At 63.7% G+C, this 16892-nt stretch carries 15 protein-coding genes and 1 pseudogene; 6 read left to right on the forward strand and 10 right to left on the reverse strand.

Annotated features, from left to right (window positions below):
* Window position 1 precedes the first annotated feature (1 nt).
* The 5 genes from RhoBH5_RS04005 to RhoBH5_RS04025 are packed head-to-tail and all read right to left on the reverse strand — an operon-like array spanning window position 2 to window position 4717.
* Window positions 2–1159, reverse strand: coding sequence for a THUMP-like domain-containing protein (locus RhoBH5_RS04005; protein WP_030535400.1), 1158 nt, complete (start codon window positions 1157–1159; stop codon window positions 2–4).
* Window position 1160: 1 nt separating this feature from the next.
* On the reverse strand, window positions 1161–2177 hold the full coding sequence (locus RhoBH5_RS04010; protein ID WP_270007966.1) for a class I SAM-dependent methyltransferase: 1017 nt from the start codon (window positions 2175–2177) through the stop codon (window positions 1161–1163).
* 53 nt (window positions 2178–2230) lie between these two features.
* Window positions 2231–3010 (reverse strand): enoyl-CoA hydratase/isomerase family protein, encoded by a 780-nt coding sequence (locus RhoBH5_RS04015; protein ID WP_003944701.1) that lies wholly within the window; start codon window positions 3008–3010, stop codon window positions 2231–2233.
* Window positions 3011–3020: 10 nt separating this feature from the next.
* Window positions 3021–3839: an NUDIX hydrolase gene (locus RhoBH5_RS04020; RefSeq protein ID WP_029255094.1), complete on the reverse strand. Its 819-nt coding sequence runs from the start codon at window positions 3837–3839 to the stop codon at window positions 3021–3023.
* A gap of 56 nt (window positions 3840–3895) precedes the next feature.
* Window positions 3896–4717, reverse strand: a complete 822-nt coding sequence (locus tag RhoBH5_RS04025; RefSeq protein ID WP_003944728.1) for an ABC transporter ATP-binding protein — start codon at window positions 4715–4717, stop codon at window positions 3896–3898.
* Between the two features lie 51 nt (window positions 4718–4768).
* Here RhoBH5_RS04025 and glgX point away from each other — a divergent pair.
* Window positions 4769–6811: pseudogene (gene glgX / locus RhoBH5_RS04030) on the forward strand (glycogen debranching protein GlgX); the annotation flags it as partial.
* On the opposite strand, the gene yczE reads toward glgX, so the two are convergent.
* The 4 genes from yczE to ctaD all read right to left on the reverse strand — a co-directional run bounded on the left by yczE (window position 6724) and on the right by ctaD (window position 11465).
* Entirely contained in the window at window positions 6724–7518 is a 795-nt protein-coding gene (gene yczE / locus RhoBH5_RS04035; protein ID WP_306673537.1) for a membrane protein YczE, read from the reverse strand. The pseudogene glgX and the gene yczE overlap by 88 nt on opposite strands.
* Before the next feature lie 37 nt (window positions 7519–7555).
* The gene (locus RhoBH5_RS04040) at window positions 7556–8341 is read right to left on the reverse strand and encodes a peptidyl-tRNA hydrolase (RefSeq protein ID WP_082661439.1); all 786 of its coding nucleotides are present in this window, start codon (window positions 8339–8341) and stop codon (window positions 7556–7558) included.
* Window positions 8338–9558, reverse strand: coding sequence for a phosphoserine phosphatase SerB (gene serB / locus RhoBH5_RS04045; protein WP_042926136.1), 1221 nt, complete (start codon window positions 9556–9558; stop codon window positions 8338–8340). Before serB ends, RhoBH5_RS04040 begins: the two co-directional genes overlap by 4 nt.
* A 116-nt stretch (window positions 9559–9674) precedes the next feature.
* Window positions 9675–11465 (reverse strand): aa3-type cytochrome oxidase subunit I, encoded by a 1791-nt coding sequence (gene ctaD / locus RhoBH5_RS04050; protein WP_020907234.1) that lies wholly within the window; start codon window positions 11463–11465, stop codon window positions 9675–9677.
* Window positions 11466–11815: 350 nt separating this feature from the next.
* Between ctaD and RhoBH5_RS04055 the strand changes: the two genes are divergently transcribed.
* From RhoBH5_RS04055 to RhoBH5_RS04065, 3 genes are all read left to right on the forward strand, one after another.
* A complete protein-coding gene (locus tag RhoBH5_RS04055) occupies window positions 11816–12811 on the forward strand; it encodes an ABC transporter substrate-binding protein (protein WP_019747891.1) in 996 nt (331 codons plus the stop codon).
* 49 nt (window positions 12812–12860) lie between these two features.
* Entirely contained in the window at window positions 12861–13955 is a 1095-nt protein-coding gene (locus RhoBH5_RS04060) for an iron-siderophore ABC transporter substrate-binding protein (RefSeq protein ID WP_270007967.1), read from the forward strand.
* Window positions 13956–14021: 66 nt separating this feature from the next.
* On the forward strand, window positions 14022–14495 hold the full coding sequence (locus RhoBH5_RS04065) for an NUDIX hydrolase (RefSeq protein ID WP_083059848.1): 474 nt from the start codon (window positions 14022–14024) through the stop codon (window positions 14493–14495).
* Between the two features lie 75 nt (window positions 14496–14570).
* On the opposite strand, the gene nrdF is transcribed toward RhoBH5_RS04065, so the two are convergent.
* Window positions 14571–15536 carry a class 1b ribonucleoside-diphosphate reductase subunit beta gene (gene nrdF, locus RhoBH5_RS04070; protein ID WP_270007968.1) on the reverse strand — a complete coding sequence of 322 codons (966 nt, stop codon included), beginning with the start codon at window positions 15534–15536 and terminating at the stop codon, window positions 14571–14573.
* Window positions 15537–15706: 170 nt separating this feature from the next.
* Between nrdF and RhoBH5_RS04075 the strand changes: the two genes are divergently transcribed.
* Window positions 15707–16624, forward strand: coding sequence for an SPFH domain-containing protein (locus RhoBH5_RS04075; RefSeq protein ID WP_003944699.1), 918 nt, complete (start codon window positions 15707–15709; stop codon window positions 16622–16624).
* 12 nt (window positions 16625–16636) lie between these two features.
* Window positions 16637–16849 carry a hypothetical protein gene (locus RhoBH5_RS04080; RefSeq protein ID WP_003944723.1) on the forward strand — a complete coding sequence of 71 codons (213 nt, stop codon included), beginning with the start codon at window positions 16637–16639 and terminating at the stop codon, window positions 16847–16849.
* Window positions 16850–16892 lie beyond the last annotated feature (43 nt).

Here is a 16892-nt window from a genome sequence, read left to right on the forward strand (position 1 = left end):
GCTAGCGGGATGCCTCACAGATGAAGGCCGACGCCGATCGCCCGATCCGTACGATCACGACGCTCAGCGCAAGCGAGCCCTTGAGCTTGAGCCGTGGACGCAGCACTGCCGGGTCCACGTCGACTCCTCGCACCAGGATTTCGGCCACACCGCAGTCCCGCTTGGACAGTGTCTGTTTGAGCAGTTTCTCGGAGTACTTGATCTGCTCGAGGATCCGGAATCCGCGAACTCCCTCAGGGACGCTGTCACCGGTCAGATAAGCGATGCGTGGATCGAGCTGCCAGAGGCCATGTCTGGCCGCGTAGTGGCGCACGAGGCCCGCGCGCACTACCGCTCCGTCCGGGTCGATGATCCACTCCCCCGGCGCTTGCTCCGGAATCACGTCGTCCTCGGCGTCGGTGATCGCCCACCCGCTCCCGTCGGAGCGAAGCACCGAAGCTCGACGCGTGACGCCGGACTCGGCCAGCCCCGTCGACCACAGGCAGGCTTCCTTGACGCCGCCGTCGAGCGAGACGACCTCGACTTCCCCGTCCCAGCCCAGCTTGTCGAAATCGAGTCCCGGAGCGCACTTCACCGCGAGATCACGGCCGGAGTACGCCTCGATGAGGTCCGGCAACGGTGGCATCAACGCTGCCGGATCGTGAGTGCGGCGACCGCCCGATCGCCGTGCGGGGTCTGCCAGTACGACGGTGTCGCGTGTCGTCGGGCGGAGCGCGTCGGCCCGCAGCAACGCTGCGCTCGGCACATTGCGCTGCGCCATCGCCAGGCGAACGGAATCGATGTCGCTGCCGATCACGCGATGCGCAACTCCGGTCAAGGCATGCAGTTCGGCGCCGATGGAGCACGTCACGTCGTGGACGTCGCGCCCGATCAGACGCTGCGCGCGGTGGGCCGCGACAACGCCGGGAGTGGCTTGTTGCATCGCGTCGTCCGTGAACAACCATTGCTCACTGCCCGGCAGTTTGGCGGCGGCTTTACGTCGAAGCAGGACGGTGTCCACGAGCGCAGGCATGTGATCACCGAAACGCGTACGCGCCCGGCCGATGTCGGCCAGACGCGTACGCGTGGACAGTTCGAGCTGATCCACCTCGGCCAAGGCAGCTACGCCGGAATCACTTCCGAGATAGTCGACGTCGCCGAGGGTGAAGTCATAACCCAATTCAGTTGCCGGGCTTCACGCCGGTGATCATGACGTTGTAGAAGAATCCGCGAGGAACGACGTGGCGGAGCACCTTCTCGTCGACCCAGCTGAGTGTCTTCCAACCACCGAAAGCGAAACGCCCCCAGCCCCAACCGAGCTTCTCCGGCGGAACAGCCGCTTCGAAGGTACGGACAGGCCAGCCGAGAAGCGCCGCGGCGAATTCCTCGGTGACAGCGTGGACCTGATCGGCGCCCGCAGACTTCGCCATGTTCTCGAGGTCGGTGGGGTCGAACGTGTGGATGTCGACGACAGCTTCGAGAGCTGCTGCACGAGAAGACTCGTCGAGTTCCTCTTGCGGACGACGCCAGTCTGCGAGGAACGGCAGCTTGGTCACGCGTGTGGTTGCTTCCCACGTCGCGCGGCCGAGCCAGCGGGCGTAGAAGTTGCCGACAGTGGTGGGCTCACCGGCGAAGACGAAACGTCCGCCGGGCTTGAGGACACGAAGGACCTCACGCAGCGACTTCTCGACGTCCGGAATGTGGTGCAGCACGGCGTGGCCGACCACCAGGTCGAAGGTGTTGTCCTCGTACGGAATGGTCTCGGCATCGGCAACACGGCCGTCGACCGGAAGGCCGAGGCTTTCGGCATTGCGCAGTGCGACCTTGACCATGCCGGGCGAGAGGTCGGTGACCGAACCGGTCTTGGCGACTCCACCCTGCATCAGGTTCAGGAGGAAGAATCCGGTGCCGCAACCGAGTTCGAGCGCGCGCTCGTACGGGAGCGGCTGATCGCCCGCGACGGCGTCGAAACGACCACGTGCGTAGTCGATGCAGCGCTCGTCGTACGAGATGGACCACTTGTCGTCGTAGGTTTCGGCTTCCCAGTCGTGGTAGAGCACCTGGGCGAGCTTGGTGTCCTTACGAGCGGCCTCGACCTCTTCGGCCGTGGCGTGCGGCCGCGGCGCGGGGTCGACTACCGAGGTGTCGGTAGCGGCGGGCGGCGTGACGGTTGCGTCGTCATTCGGGCTGGCTGTCATGGCGGCTATCCTACTCGCTGGTAAGAGATGAACAAGTTCTAGTTTAGGGGAGCCTACTCGCCCGTGAACTCGGCCTTGCCCGGACCGTTGGCGATGAACGACTCCATGCCGATCGCCTGATCCTTGGTCGCGAACAATCCGGCGAACAGATGCTGCTCGATCTTGAGCCCGGATTCCAGGTCGGTGTTCAGACCCTCGTCGATGGCCGCCTTGGCAGCAGCCAACGCACGTGACGCTCCCCCGACGAACTGCGAGGCCCATGTCCGGGCCGCGGTGTACACGTCGTCGGGAGCGACGACCTCGTCGACCAAACCGATGGCCAACGCCTCGTCAGCCCCGACGAAACGGCCGGTGAAGACCAAATCCTTGGCCTTGGCCGGACCGATCAGGCGAGCCAGGCGCTGCGTTCCGCCGCCACCGGGAATGATTCCGAGCAGAATCTCCGGAACTCCGAGCTTGGCGTTGTCTCCGACGATCCGGCGATCGGCCGAGAGTGCAACTTCGAGTCCACCACCGAGTGCGTATCCGGTGATCGCGGCAACGGTCGGCTTCGGGATGGACGCCACGGCGCCGAGTCCGGCCTGCATGCCGCCGATCGCGTCACGGATCTGGCCGTAGTCCATCTCGGCCATTTCCTTGACGTCGGCACCGGCTGCGAAGACTTTCTCGCCGCCGTAGACGATGACGGCCTTGACTGCCTTGTCGACGGTCGCAGCGTGTGCGGCAGCAGCCAACTCGTCCTGAACCTGACGGTTCAGAGCGTTCATGGGCGGACGCGCCAGACGGATGGTGCCGATGCCTTCGGAAACCTCGAGAGTCACAAATTCAGCCATGGTCGAGAGGTTACTTTGCCGCCTTGACCGACCACGGATGCGGCCCGGCGACGTAGTAACCGTCCTGGTTCGGGAACTCGACGCGCAGCGTTTCCTCGTCGGTGATCAACGTAGGCAGGATGACGGGAATCTCCGGCTCGGCTGCGAGTATCTCCGCCACCGAACTGAACTTGGCCAATTCGGTCAGCTGACTCCACGTCGGCGGCAACAGGATGCTGCCACCCTCCCGCCAATGCGCGAGCGCGTCCTGCGGGCTCTGCCAACGCACCTCGGCGGCCTCGGAGGTGACCCCGTCCGCGATCTGTCCGGTCGGTGACGCTGCGACGAAGAAGCGCGTGTCGTAGCGGCGGGTCTCGCCCACCGGCGTGATCCAGTTCGCCCACGGCCGCAGCAGATCCGTGCGCAGGACCAGGTTCTCCTTCTTCAGGAAATCGCTGAACGACAGCTCGTGCTTTTCGAGAGCTACTCGGTCCTGTGCATAGCCGGCCGTGTCCGCGACGACCGTGTCAGCCGTGGGGCCGGCCAGCAGGACACCGCACTCCTCGAAAGTTTCCCGCACCGCAGCCAAGACGAGAGCCTTCGCCCGAGCAACATCCGTGCTGAACCGCTCGGCCCACCACTCGACCGACGGTCCGGCCCACTCGACCTCGGCCGTCGCATCGGACTTGTCGACGCCGCCGCCGGGGAAGACCGTCATGCCCCCGGCAAACGCCATCCCCTGTACTCGTTGAAGCAGGAAGATCTCGATCCCGGATTCGGCATCGCGCACCAAGATGACGGTCGACGCATCCTTGGGCTCGGGGACAGCGTTTGTATTCTCGTTAGCCATGCTTCGCGAACCTACGCGATCTGTGATCTGGGACGCATTTCAGGTCCCACTGAAGCTCACGCGCGATGAGCTCCGGACGGTCTCGCGCGGCGCGCGAAGTATCGGCCGTCCGCCTTGTCGAGGCTGATGGACTGGCTGAATGCCGCGCTCAGATTTTCGGCGGTGATGACGTCGTCCAGAAGCCCCTGGGAGACGACCTCCCCTTCCTTGAGAAGGAGTGCGTGGGTGAATCCCGGCGGGATTTCCTCGACGTGATGGGTGATCAGGACGGTTGCCGGGGCGTCCGGATCGGCAGCCAGTTCGGCGAGTCTGGCCACAAGTTCCTCACGGCCACCGAGGTCGAGCCCGGCGGCGGGCTCGTCCAGGAGAAGAAGTTCGGGATCGGTCATCAAGGCTCGCGCGATGAGGACGCGCTTGCGCTCGCCTTCGGAAAGCGTCCCGTACGTCCGATCCGCCAGGTGCTCGGCGCCGAGGCTTTCGAGCATCTCCACAGCGCGCGAGGTGTCCATGGATTCGTACTCCTCGCGCCACCGACCGAGAACGGCGTAGCCCGCCGACACGACGAGGTCGCTGACCTTCTCGTCGCCGGGCACGCGGTTCGCCAACGACGACGAGGACAAACCGATTCGCGGGCGCAACTCGTTGACGTCGACCTTGCCGAGAACTTCGCCAAGGAGGTGGGCAGAACCACTGGTCGGGAAAGTCTCACCGGCCGCGATGCGCAGCAGCGAGGTCTTGCCGGCACCATTGGGTCCGAGCACCACCCATCGCTCGTCCAGCTCCACTTTCCAGGTGACGGGCCCCACGAGAGTGGACCCTCCCCGACGGATGAGTACGTTGTCGAAATCGATGAGCAGATCTGGATCAGGTAGCGGCACCCGAACATCTTCCCGCACATTCTCCGGCCGTTCACGGCAGGATCATCTTGCGTGTCGCCTCTCATCGAAACTCACACCCCGACGCCAGGGTCTCCGTTCCCACTCGGCGCCAACATCGTGGACTCCGGAACCCAGTTCGCGGTCCACGCCCCAGCTGCGTCGAGCGTCCACATCTGCCTGATCGACCAGGACGGAAACGAAGATCGCGTCGAACTTCGGCAACACACGTACGGAATCTGGCATGGAATCATCTCCGGGATCGGTGCGGGGCAGCGTTACGGAATTCGGGCGTCCGGCCCGTGGAATCCGCGCGCCGGGCTGAGACTTAATCCACACAAGCTGCTCGTCGATCCGTGGGCGCGCCGCATCGAGGGGGATCTCGGTGATCACCGTGCCCTCCTGTCGTACGCCGACGATCCCTTCGGCGACCCGTCGACGGTCGACTCGCTCGGCCACGTGCCGCTGTCCGTGGTGACTCCCGGCCTCGCGCCCGCCGGAGCCCGCCTCGAGACGCCGTGGGAGGAAAGCGTCATCTACGAACTGCATGTGGGCGCGTACACCGCCAGTCATCCAGGAGTACCCGCCGCCCACCGCGGAACGTACCTCGGCCTGACGGCACCGGCCGTGATCGATCACCTCGTCTCACTCGGCGTCACTGCCGTGGAACTGCTTCCCGTACAGGCATTTCTGACCGAACACAGCGTCCGCGAGCGAGGGATGCGCAACCACTGGGGATACTCGACGGCGTCGTACTTCGCCCCGCATCCCGGATACGCGGCAACTCCGGGCGGCGAAGTCACCGAGTTCCGGATCATGGTCGACGCACTACACGCGGCAGGCATCGAGGTCGTCCTCGACGTCGTCTACAACCACACCTGCGAGCAGAGTGTCGACGGAATCAGTGTCAGCTGGCGAGGTTTGGACGGCCCCGGCTATTACCTTCTCGACGGCGACGGCCGCGACATCGACCTGACCGGGTGCGGCAACACGGTCGACGCCTGCTCCCCCATCGCCGTCCGCATGATCACCGACAGCCTCCGTTACTGGGCCACCGAAATGGGTGTCGACGGCTTCCGATTCGATCTTGCGAGCGCGTTGGGTAGGCCGCGCGGCGGAGGCTTCGACCAGCGGGCGTCCATCCTGTCCGCCATCTCCTCCGATCCGGTACTGACTCGGTGCAAGCTCATCGCCGAACCGTGGGATGCCACTGCCGACGGTTACCAGGTCGGAAACTTCGGACTCCAGTGGTCCGAATGGAACGACAAGTACCGCAGCACCATTCGCCAGTTCTGGAACGGCGGATCCAGCGTCCGGAAGGTCGCGTCGCGCCTCGCCGGTTCCGAGGACATCTTTGCCGGCAGCGGCCGTCGCCCCTGGGCGTCGATCAACTTCGTCACAGCGCACGACGGGTTCACCGCCGCCGATCTCGTGGCATACAACCGCAAACACAACGAGGCCAACGGTGAAGACAATCGTGACGGCGCCGATCACAACGATTCGTTCAACCACGGAATCGAAGGCCCGAGCACCGATCCCGAGATTCAGGACGCCAGGGCACGTCACGTACGGGCGCTACTGGCCACACTCGTGCTGTCGACAGGTACCCCGATGATCACCGCCGGTGACGAGTTCGGCCACAGCCTCGGCGGGAACAACAACGCGTATTGTGTTCCAGCAGTTGCCTCCCCAGCCGAGTCGTGGGCACTGGACTGGACTACGGCCGATCAGTCGTTGATGCAGTTCGTCTCCCGAGCGTTCGGACTACGCCGAGCAGCACCGGCGTTGCGTCAGCCCGAATTCTTCGAAGGCAGAAGAAGACTGGAGCACCCGGACCTCGTCTGGTTCGACGCTGCCGGCGTCGAGTTCGACGACACCGCATGGTACGACGAGAGTCACCGAACGCTGCAGGCCTGGATCGACGGAGCCGACGTTCGGTCTCACACTCGAACCGGGCGCCCACTCGGTGACGACAGTTGGCTCCTGATCCTGCATTCCGGTGGACCGGTTCAGGTCACCGTCGGCACTCCGGAATGGTTCGACGGCACCTTGACTGCATCGTTCGATTCGGCGTCACCGACCGGCGAACCTGCCTCCACGGCCGAAGTTCCCGTCGGCACCGAGATTTCACTGACCGGACCCACGGTCTTGGCCTTACGTTCCGTGACACGTCCTCCGGTAACCGCTGCTGTCATGGAATCCGGCAGCAACTTGATCAGGAATTGAATGGTCGGCCCGATCCCGAAGGCGTACAACACGGTTCCGATGCCAACCGTTCCACCGAGGAGCCATCCGGTAGCGAGGACCGCGATCTCGATGCTGGTACGCACGAGCCTGACCGACAGACCTGTGCGAGCGACCAGTCCGGTCATCAATCCGTCGCGGGGGCCCGGCCCCATGCCCGCGCCGATGTAGAGAACGCTGGCCAGTCCGTTGAGGAGGATTCCCGCGACCATGATCACGGCTCGAACTGGCATGGAATCAAAGACGGGCAAGAAGGCCAGTGAGGTATCCACCGAGATGGCAATGACAACGACATTGGCGACCGTTCCGAATCCCGGCCGCTGACGGATCGGAATCCAGAGCAGCAGTACCACCGCACCGGTAATCGCAGTGATCACGCCGAAACTGAGCGAAACGTGCTCGGCCACACCCTGATGAAAAACGTCCCAGGGATCCAGACCAAGACCGGCTGTGATCATCATGGCCATCGAGAAGCCGTACAACCACAGACCAACGAACAGCGAGGCGAATCTCCGTATCAACACTCGACCATCTTGATGGCCACTGGACTGTTCATCCATAGCCAAGTTACCGATACTGGACTGGTCGGTTGCGTCTCTACGGAACCGCGATGACTGTCATGGAGCCTGGTGCCACTTCCGTGAAACCAGCGTCACGAACCGCGACGGCCTCCGACTTCTTCAGCCGAACTACTGCTTCGGCCCACTGTTCCGGGCTCGCGTCGCGCACCGAGCAGCGAAAGTCGTTCTGCGTCCAGGCCCAGCACTGTTTCTCGGACATGGCCGCCGCCAACAACATCGAGGCATGCCCGACCTGTGCCGAAGCCTTGCCAACCGTCATCTCGAGCGCCGAGTCGATCCACAGCACCGGAAGACCAGGCTCCGGCGGGCCAGGCTCGTCGTGCTCGAGATCGGTCCCACCGATCTGCAACTTCTTGATTCGCGGGTCCAGTTCTCCGACCGGCCCGGGAACCAGAGCCCGCGCCTGCGCGCCATCCACATCGACGGTGATTCCCGGTACCTCCTGCGCGGCGAGCCACTGCGCTCCTCGCGCTCGACGAGACACCTTCCGAATCCGGGCACCCACCCACGCCGAATAGTCCTCGTGCCAGGGGCCGGGTTCCCCGTCTTCGGTGAACCCGACGCGTTCGTCCAGACACAGCGCCACAGCCGCCGTTGCCGCAGCCTCGAGCAGTGCGGTGCGCTTGGGCGGGTCTGCCTTCGGAATGTGCAGAACGATCGGCATCGCCAACACCAGCGCCGGATCCGCGGGATCGTCTCGCCCTCCGTACCCAGCAGCCAGCACCGCGTGGCGCTCGCGCCAGCGCGAATCGGGGCCGGACATCACAGCTGGATCGGAACTGAATGCTGGATCGGAACTCATGGAATCGGTACGCGTCGCACGCCACCGTCGACGGCGTCCGCAGCCTCGACCTCGTCGCGGGTCACACCGAGAATGAACAGCACAGCGTCGAGGAAGGGATGCGACAACGCAGCATCTGCGACCTCCCGCAACGCAGGCTTGGCGTTGAACGCCACGCCCAGGCCCGCGGCGTTGAGCATGTCGATGTCGTTGGCACCGTCACCGACGGCGACGGTCTGTTCCATCGGCACACCGACCTGATCGGCGAACTTGCGCAGCGCAACGGCCTTCGCGGCGCGGTCGACGATTTCACCGATCACACGTCCGGTCAGCTTGCCGTCGACGATTTCGAGGGTGTTGGCGTGCACGAAGTCCAGTTCGAGTTCGTGTGCGAGGCCTTCGATGACCTGCCGGAAGCCACCCGACACCACGCCGCAGTGGAATCCGAGACGGCGCAGGGTGCGAATCGTGGTTCGCGCACCCGGCGTCAGTTCGATGCTCTCTGCCACCTCGTCGATGACGGAGGCGTCGAGACCGGCGAGTGTCGCCACACGCTGGTGCAGTGATTCGGTGAAGTCGATCTCGCCGCGCATCGCAGCTTCGGTGACGGCGCGGACCTCGTCCTCGACGCCGGCCTTCGCGGCCAGCATCTCGATGACCTCGCCCTGGACGAGCGTCGAGTCCACGTCGAACACGATCAGACGCTTGGCCCGTCGAGCGAGACCTGCGCGCTCGACCGCGATGTCGACGTTTTCGAGTGCGGCGACCTCGGCGAGTCCGGTGCGCAGCTTCGCGTCGCCGTCGGTCGTATCGGCCGCGCTGACGCTGAGTTCGAGGCCGGTGACCGGATAGTCGGCGACACCACGGATGGAATCGATGTTTGCGCCCTGCTTCGCGAGTTCGCGTGCCACCGATCGCATTGCGCGAGCATTGACCGGGCTACCGAGAACAACGACCGCGTGGGTGGACACCGCGGGCCGTCCGGGATCGGCACCGATTTCGATGTCGACGTTCATTCCGACCGTCGCCATCGCCTGTTCGAGTTCTTCCTGAAGCGCTTCGGGATCGTTCGGGCAGGCAACCATGACACCGAGTGTCAGTCGACCTCGAATCACCACCTGCTCCACGTCGAGTAGACGCACATCGTGCCGCGACAGCGCCGCAAACAGTACCGAGGTGACGCCAGGGCGGTCCGGCCCGGTCACAGTCACCAGAACAGTGGTGTCAGAGGCACCCACCGAAAACTCCGATCGTTTCTTCGTTCGCGTCTTGATCGTCACTATTGTGCCAAGCGAAAGGCCCCACCCGTTACTCGGGCGGGGCCTTCGCTGATTACTTCAGTGTGTTACTTCGCTCAGGAGCGGCTGTCGGTTCCGGGGTCGCCTTCGTCCCCGACCGTGAGCGGCTCGTGACGAGCATCTTCGAGCACGGTGCTGGCGTTCTTCCCGCCGTGGCCGGGGCCGACGTGCGCTTCCGCGCGCATCCGCTCCACCATGTGCGGGTAGTGCAGCTCGAACGCCGGACGCTCGCTGCGGATGCGCGGCAACTCGGTGAAGTTGTGACGCGGCGGCGGGCAGGTGGTTGCCCACTCCAGCGAGTTTCCGTAACCCCACGGATCGTCGACGGTGACCACCTCGCCGTAGCGGTAGCTCTTGAAGACGTTCCAGATGAACGGAAGCGTCGAGGCACCGAGTACGAAGGCAAAGATCGTGGACACCGAGTTCAGAACCGTGAACCCGTCCGAGGGCAGGTAGTCGGCGTAACGACGCGGCATACCTTCGGCACCGAGCCAGTGCTGAACGAGGAACGTGCCGTGGAAACCGACGAACGTGGTCCAGAAGTGCCACTTGCCGAGACGCTCGTCCATCATGCGACCGGTCATCTTCGGGAACCAGAAGTAGATACCGGCGTACGTGGCGAACACGACCGTGCCGAAGACCACGTAGTGGAAGTGGGCGACGACGAAGTAGCTGTCGGTGACGTGGAAGTCGAGCGGCGGGCTCGCGAGGATGACACCCGACAGACCACCGAAAAGGAAGGTGATCAGGAAGCCGATCGAGAACAACATCGGCGATTCGAAGGTCAACTGCCCCTTCCACATCGTGCCGATCCAGTTGAAGATCTTCACACCTGTCGGCACAGCGATCAGGAACGTCATGAACGAGAAGTACGGCAGGAGAACAGCGCCGGTTGCGTACATGTGGTGGGCCCACACTGCGATCGACAGAGCGGCGATGGCCAACGTTGCGTACACCAGGCCGCTGTAGCCGAAGATCGGCTTACGGCTGAAGACCGGGAAGATCTCCGAGACGATGCCGAAGAACGGCAGCGCGATGATGTACACCTCGGGGTGACCGAAGAACCAGAACAGGTGCTGCCACAGGAGCACACCGCCCGTTGCCGGGTCGAAGATGTGCCCACCGAGATGGCGGTCGACGAACAAGCCCATGAATGCAGCGGTCAGCAGCGGGAACGCCAGCAGGATCAGGATGCTGGTGATGAAGATGTTCCAGGTGAAGATCGGCATGCGGAACATGGTCATACCGGGTGCGCGCAGGCAGATCACGGTGGTGACCATGTTGACGCCACCGAGGATGGTGCCGAGGCCGGCGACGGCCAGACCCAAGACCCACAGGTCGGCGCCGACGCCGGGGCTGTGCAGCGCGCTGGTCAGCGGCGTGTATGCCGTCCAACCGAAGTCTGCTGCGCCACCGGGCGTGACGAATCCGGCCGTCGTGATGATCGCACCGAACAGGTACAGCCAGTAGCTGAACGCGTTCAGGCGCGGGAACGCGACGTCGGGTGCACCGATCTGGAGCGGAAGAATGTAGTTCGCGAAGCCGAAGACGATCGGGGTCGCGTACAGCAGCAGCATGATCGTGCCGTGCATGGTGAACAGCTGGTTGAACTGTTCGTTGGAAAGGAACTGCATGCCGGGTACAGCAAGTTCGGCACGCATCATCAGTGCCATGAGGCCACCGATGAGGAAGAAGGCGATGGAAGTCGCCAAGTACATGATTCCGAGCACCTTGGGATCGGTGGTCGTGATCATCTTGAAAATGAATGAGCCCTTGGGTCCCTGCCGCGGCGGGTAAGGCCTGGCCGGCGCTATCGTGGGGACTGGCTGGGGCGCTACGGCAGTCACTGATCCTCCTGAATGTGCCTTTGGTCGCTCCGCAGACTCCGTCAAAGAGCCCTTGGTTGCGCCCGCAGGGTCCGTCGCCCGGGCTGCGGACAACGGCTTCTGGCTTGCGCTCATCGAATCGTAGACCGTGACTCCGAGGCACCGCGACCCGGTCCTACTCTGCGTCGTACTCGAGCATCCGTTTTTCACGGCACCGAACGAACGACCTGCGGTTTATGTTCCCCCGGGAGTCCGAACCCACTTCCGAATCGGCGTGTCGTGCGCGTCGAAGAATTCGGTCGGTGTCCGTTTTCGGCCAACCCCTCCACTGATAAGGTCACCCTCGCCTAACTCATCTCAGGAGCCAATCAGTGAAATTCTTTCCCCGCCGCGCCGCGCTGGTAGCCGTCGCAGCCTCGATCGCCTTGGTCGTTCCAGCCTGCTCGAGTAACGACGAGCCCGCTGCAACCACCACCTCGACCGAGTCGGGCGCATTCCCCCGCACGATCGAACACTTCCGTGGAAGCACCGAAATCCCGGCAGCACCCCAGCGGATCGTCGCGCTCGACAACAGCTTCACCGACGCCGTCCTTCTCCTCGAATCCCCGCTCGTCGGCTACGTCGACTACCGCGAGCCCGGTCTTCCCGACTACCTCGGATCCTCGCGGGAGGAATTCGCCGCGGACGCCGTCTCGGTCGGCACGGTCAGCAGTGCAAGCCTCGAGAAGATCGCCGCACTGCAGCCAGACCTCATCATCTCCGCCGAGGTCCGCGACGGGAAGAACTACGAGCAGCTCTCCGCAATCGCACCCACCGTCTTCACTCAGACGACCGGCCCGACGTGGAAGGACAACATCCGCCTGGTCGGTCAAGCGCTGGGCAAGGAGTCACTGGCCGAGGCGAAGATCACCGAGTACGAAACCCGCGCAGCCACCGTCGGCAAGGAAATCAACGAGAAGGCGAACAACCCGGTCATCTCGGTAGTCCGATTCGCCGGTGAACCGACGGCACGCCTCTACCGCACCACCTCGTTCAGCGGCATCGTCCTTCAGGACGCCGGATTGAAGCGCCCGGACAACCAGGGACCTGACCCCGCCGATGCCGGAAACATCATGATGAAGATCAGCCCCGAGCTGATCAACGAAGCCGACGCGGACGTCATCTTCATCAGCACCTGGCAAGACGCCGAGGGCAAGAGCGCCGAAGCTGCGAAGCCGTTCCTCGAGAGCCCGCTGTGGCAGACCCTTCGAGGACGCAAGGTCGACGTGGACGATTCACGTTGGATGTCGCCGGTCAGCATCCAGGGCGCCCACATGATCCTCGACGACCTCTCGGACACGTTCGAGGTGGACAAGCAGAACAGCTGAGTCGAACAGCTAACCTGAACGGCGCCCGCTCACACAGGAAGCCGTCGACTTGTCTGTTCTCTCACGCACGTCTGTTCTCTCACGCACGACCGCCCGCACGTCCGTTCGTCGTGTCTCGATCCTGGGGATCGCCGCCACGATGCTCGTCCTCGGTGGTTGCTCGTCCGACTCGTCGGACGATCCCGCGAGCACCATCGTCCGGACCACTACGTCGATCGCCGGTGCCGGCGTGATGGGTATCGAACGCGACACCGCCACCGCGTGCCCGACGCCGACGCAAGCCGACCCGGGAGCGGGCCCCGGGGTGAAGCGTCGAGTCGTACACACTGCGGGTGAAACCGAGGTTCCTTCCGATCCCCAACGGATCGTGGTCCTCGACAGCGTCTCGATGGACGCCGTGTGCGCCCTCGGCCTGTGGGAGCGGGTAGTGGGCGCCGCGACCGGTGTCGACTCACCTCAACCGTCGTACCTGGGTTTCGGCATCTCGGAGATTCCGAGTGTCGGCCCCGTGAGCGCACCTGACGTCAACGCCGTGAAGGCCGCCGCGCCGGACTTGATCCTCGGGTCCAGTCCGGCGTCCGACGGCTTGTACGGGCAACTCGACGCCATCGCCCCCACCGTGTTCGCGGGCTCGGATCCCGTGTACTGGAAAGCGCAGTTCGCCCTCGCCGGCCAGGCACTGGGCCGTTCGTCCGCGGCTGCAACGGAGCTGGACCGCTACCAGCAGGACGTCGTGCAGCTCGGCGACGCATTGAATGCATCGCAGACGCAGGCATCAGTGGTTCGGTTCGGTTCGAAGGACCTGCAGATCGAGGGCCCTGCATCCTTCGCCGGACAGATCCTCAGCGACGTCGGCGTCCGGCGCCCACCGGCGCAGCGATTGACCGATGCGACCACGGCACCGATTCCGGCCGACGATCTCAGCGCCGCCGAAGGGGACTTGATCTACGTCCTCTTCGACGGGCCGAACGGCCGTACCTACGGCACCGAGATCATGAAGAGCGACCAGTGGCAGGACCTCGCCGCCGCCACCGACCGGCGTGTGTTCGTCGCTGAAGACGAAATCTGGAACGGAAACGGGATGACTGCCGCCCGTGCCGTATTGGCGGACTTGGAGGGAACCTTGAACGGATATGCGAGCTGACTGGAACGAACCACTACTCCCACATTCGAGGCGGCTCGCCACAACTGTGACGGTCGGGTTCTGATCATGCCGATCCCGGAATTCATTGTCGCTTTGCGCGAGAAGGTCGGTCATGCGCCGCTCTGGCTGTCCGGCGTGAGCGTCGTGATCCGCGACGACGACGGCCGGGTCCTTCTCACCCGCCGCGCCGACAACGGTCAGTGGGCCGTCGTGTCCGGCGTTCTCGAGCCCGGAGAGGAACCGTCGGCGGCGGCGGTGCGGGAGGCGAAGGAAGAAACCGGCGTCGACGCCGAATTGATTCGGATCACGAGTGTCGATGTCACAGAACCCATTACGTACCCCAATGGTGACGTGACTCAGTACCTCGACGTCTGCTTCCTGGCCAGGTGGACCGGCGGAGATGCACACGTGGCGGACGACGAAAACCTCGAGGTCGCGTGGTTCGCGCCGAGCGGATTGCCTTCGGACATGACGGAAACCTCGCGTCTGCGCCTCGCAAAAGCATTGCTGGACAAGCCGGAAGCGTGGTTTCAGCGCTGACCCACTCCCCCATCGACGACCGAAGCCCGATTCCCGCGTGTGCAGGAGTCGGGCCTCGTTGGGTGCAGGGTCGCTCTAGAAATCCCAGTCGTCGTCTTCGGTGTTGACTGCCTTGCCGATGACGTAGGAGCTACCCGAGCCGGAGAAGAAGTCGTGATTCTCGTCCGCATTCGGTGAAAGTGCCGACAGGATAGCCGGATTGACGTCCGTCTCGTCCTTCGGGAAGAGGCCTTCGTAGCCGAGATTGTTGAGCGCCTTGTTGGCGTTGTAGCGCAGGAACTTCTTGACATCCTCGGTCAGACCGACGCCGTCGTAGAGGTCCTGGGTGTAGTCGACCTCGTTCTCGTAGAGCTCGAAGAGCAACTCGAACGTGTAGTTCTTGAGCTCTTCACGCTCGGCCTCGGTGAGCTGTTCGAGGCCCTTCTGGTACTTGTAGCCGATGTAGTACCCGTGCACGGCCTCGTCGCGGATGATGAGGCGGATGAGGTCTGCGGTGTTGGTGAGCTTGGCTCGCGAGGACCAGTACATCGGCAGGTAGAAGCCGGAGTAGAAGAGGAAGCTCTCGAGGAGCGTCGATGCGACCTTGCGCTTGAGCGGCGACTCGCCGTTGTAGTAGTCGAGAACGATCTGCGCCTTGCGCTGCAGGTTGGGGTTCTCCTCCGACCAGCGGAACGCGTCGTCGATGTCGGGGGTGGAGCACAGCGTCGAGAAGATAGAGCTGTAGCTCTTCGCGTGCACCGATTCCATGAAGGCGATGTTGGTGTACACCGCTTCTTCGTGGGGAGTGATCGCGTCCGGGATGAGGCTGACGGCGCCGACGGTTCCCTGGACGGTGTCGAGCAGCGTCAGGCCCGTGAAGACGCGCATGGTGAGCTGCTGCTCCTGCGCGGTCAGCGTTCCCCAGGACGGGATGTCGTTGGAGACCGGCACCTTTTCGGGCAGCCAGAAGTTGCTGACGAGGCGATCCCATACCTCGGCGTCCTTCTCGTCCTGGACGCGATTCCAGTTGATGGCGGAAACGCGACTGACCAGCTTGACCATAATTCCTACCTAGCGAGAGAGATACTGCCGAATGTTGGCTTGCCTGAACACTACCCGTTGTGTCGGGTCCGCGATGCCAACACAACAACATGTGTCGCACGCGCCCCTCCACGAGTACAAAAAATGTGATATCAATTAAATATCACTTACCGATGGAAAGCGAGTCTCGCATGACCAGCACACCCACCGTGGCCGAGAAACCGACCGGTGTCGCCACCACAACGATCGCCGAACGCCCAGGCTGGGACCTGTCCGGCAGCTGGATGCTCCTCGGCGGCGTCCTTCTCTTCCTGGCCGGAATCGCGCTGTCCGTCGTTGGCGGAGTTCTGGGACTCTTCGCCCTGATTCCGGTCGGAGTGGTGCTGTTCATCGCGTCACTCCCCCTCCTGATGGGCCTGACCTTGGTGCAACCGAATCAAGCCCGAGTTCTGCAACTTCTCGGAAGCTCGTACAGCGGCACCTTGCGCACGCCGGGACTGCGATGGACAAATCCGCTGACGGTCCGTCGATCGATCTCGACGCGCATCCGAAACCATGAGACCGGTCAGGCGAAAGTGAACGACGCCGACGGCAATCCCATCGAGATCTCGGCGGTGGTCGTCTGGCAGGTGGCCGACACAGCGCTCGCCTCGTTCCAGGTGGACGATTACGAGGAGTTCGTCTCCGTACAGACCGAGGCGGCCGTCCGCCATATCGCCGGTAGCTACCCGTACGACGCCGAAGGCCGAGTCTCGTTGCGCGAGAACGCCGATATCATCACCACCACCTTGTCGGAGGAGGTTCACGCCCGCGTGCGTGCGGCGGGTGTCGAAGTTATCGAGACACGCATCAACAGGCTCTCGTATGCACCGGAGATCGCCAGCGCGATGCTTCGGCGCCAGCAAGCGGGTGCTGTGATAGCCGCCCGCAAGCAAATCGTCGAAGGCGCGGTGTCCATGGTCGACATGGCACTCAAGCAGCTCGAGGAAAAGCACGTCGTCGAACTCGACGAGGAACGCAAGGCCACGATGATCAGTAACCTTCTGGTCGTGCTGTGCGGCGACCGCGACGCACAACCGGTGCTCAACACCGGTTCGCTCTACCAGTAAAGGAAAGGCCACATGGCCACGGATCCAGCTCCGCGATCCGAGCGTAAGAAGATCCTTCTTCGGTTGGACCCAGCGGTACACGACGCCCTCGCCCGCTGGGCCGCCGACGATCTCCGAAGTACCAACGCCCAGATCGAGTTTCTCCTTCGGCGCGCACTCACCGAGCACGGTCGAATGCCGAAGAATGCCGGCAAGATGCACGGTCCCGGCCGTCCGCCGGCCTGATACCCCTGTGCGCCTTTTTGGTAGTAACCACTACCGAAAAGGC

Origin of the sequence: Rhodococcus sp. BH5, assembly GCF_027583855.1 — a bacterium.
GTDB classification, from domain to species: domain Bacteria; phylum Actinomycetota; class Actinomycetes; order Mycobacteriales; family Mycobacteriaceae; genus Rhodococcus_F; species Rhodococcus_F qingshengii.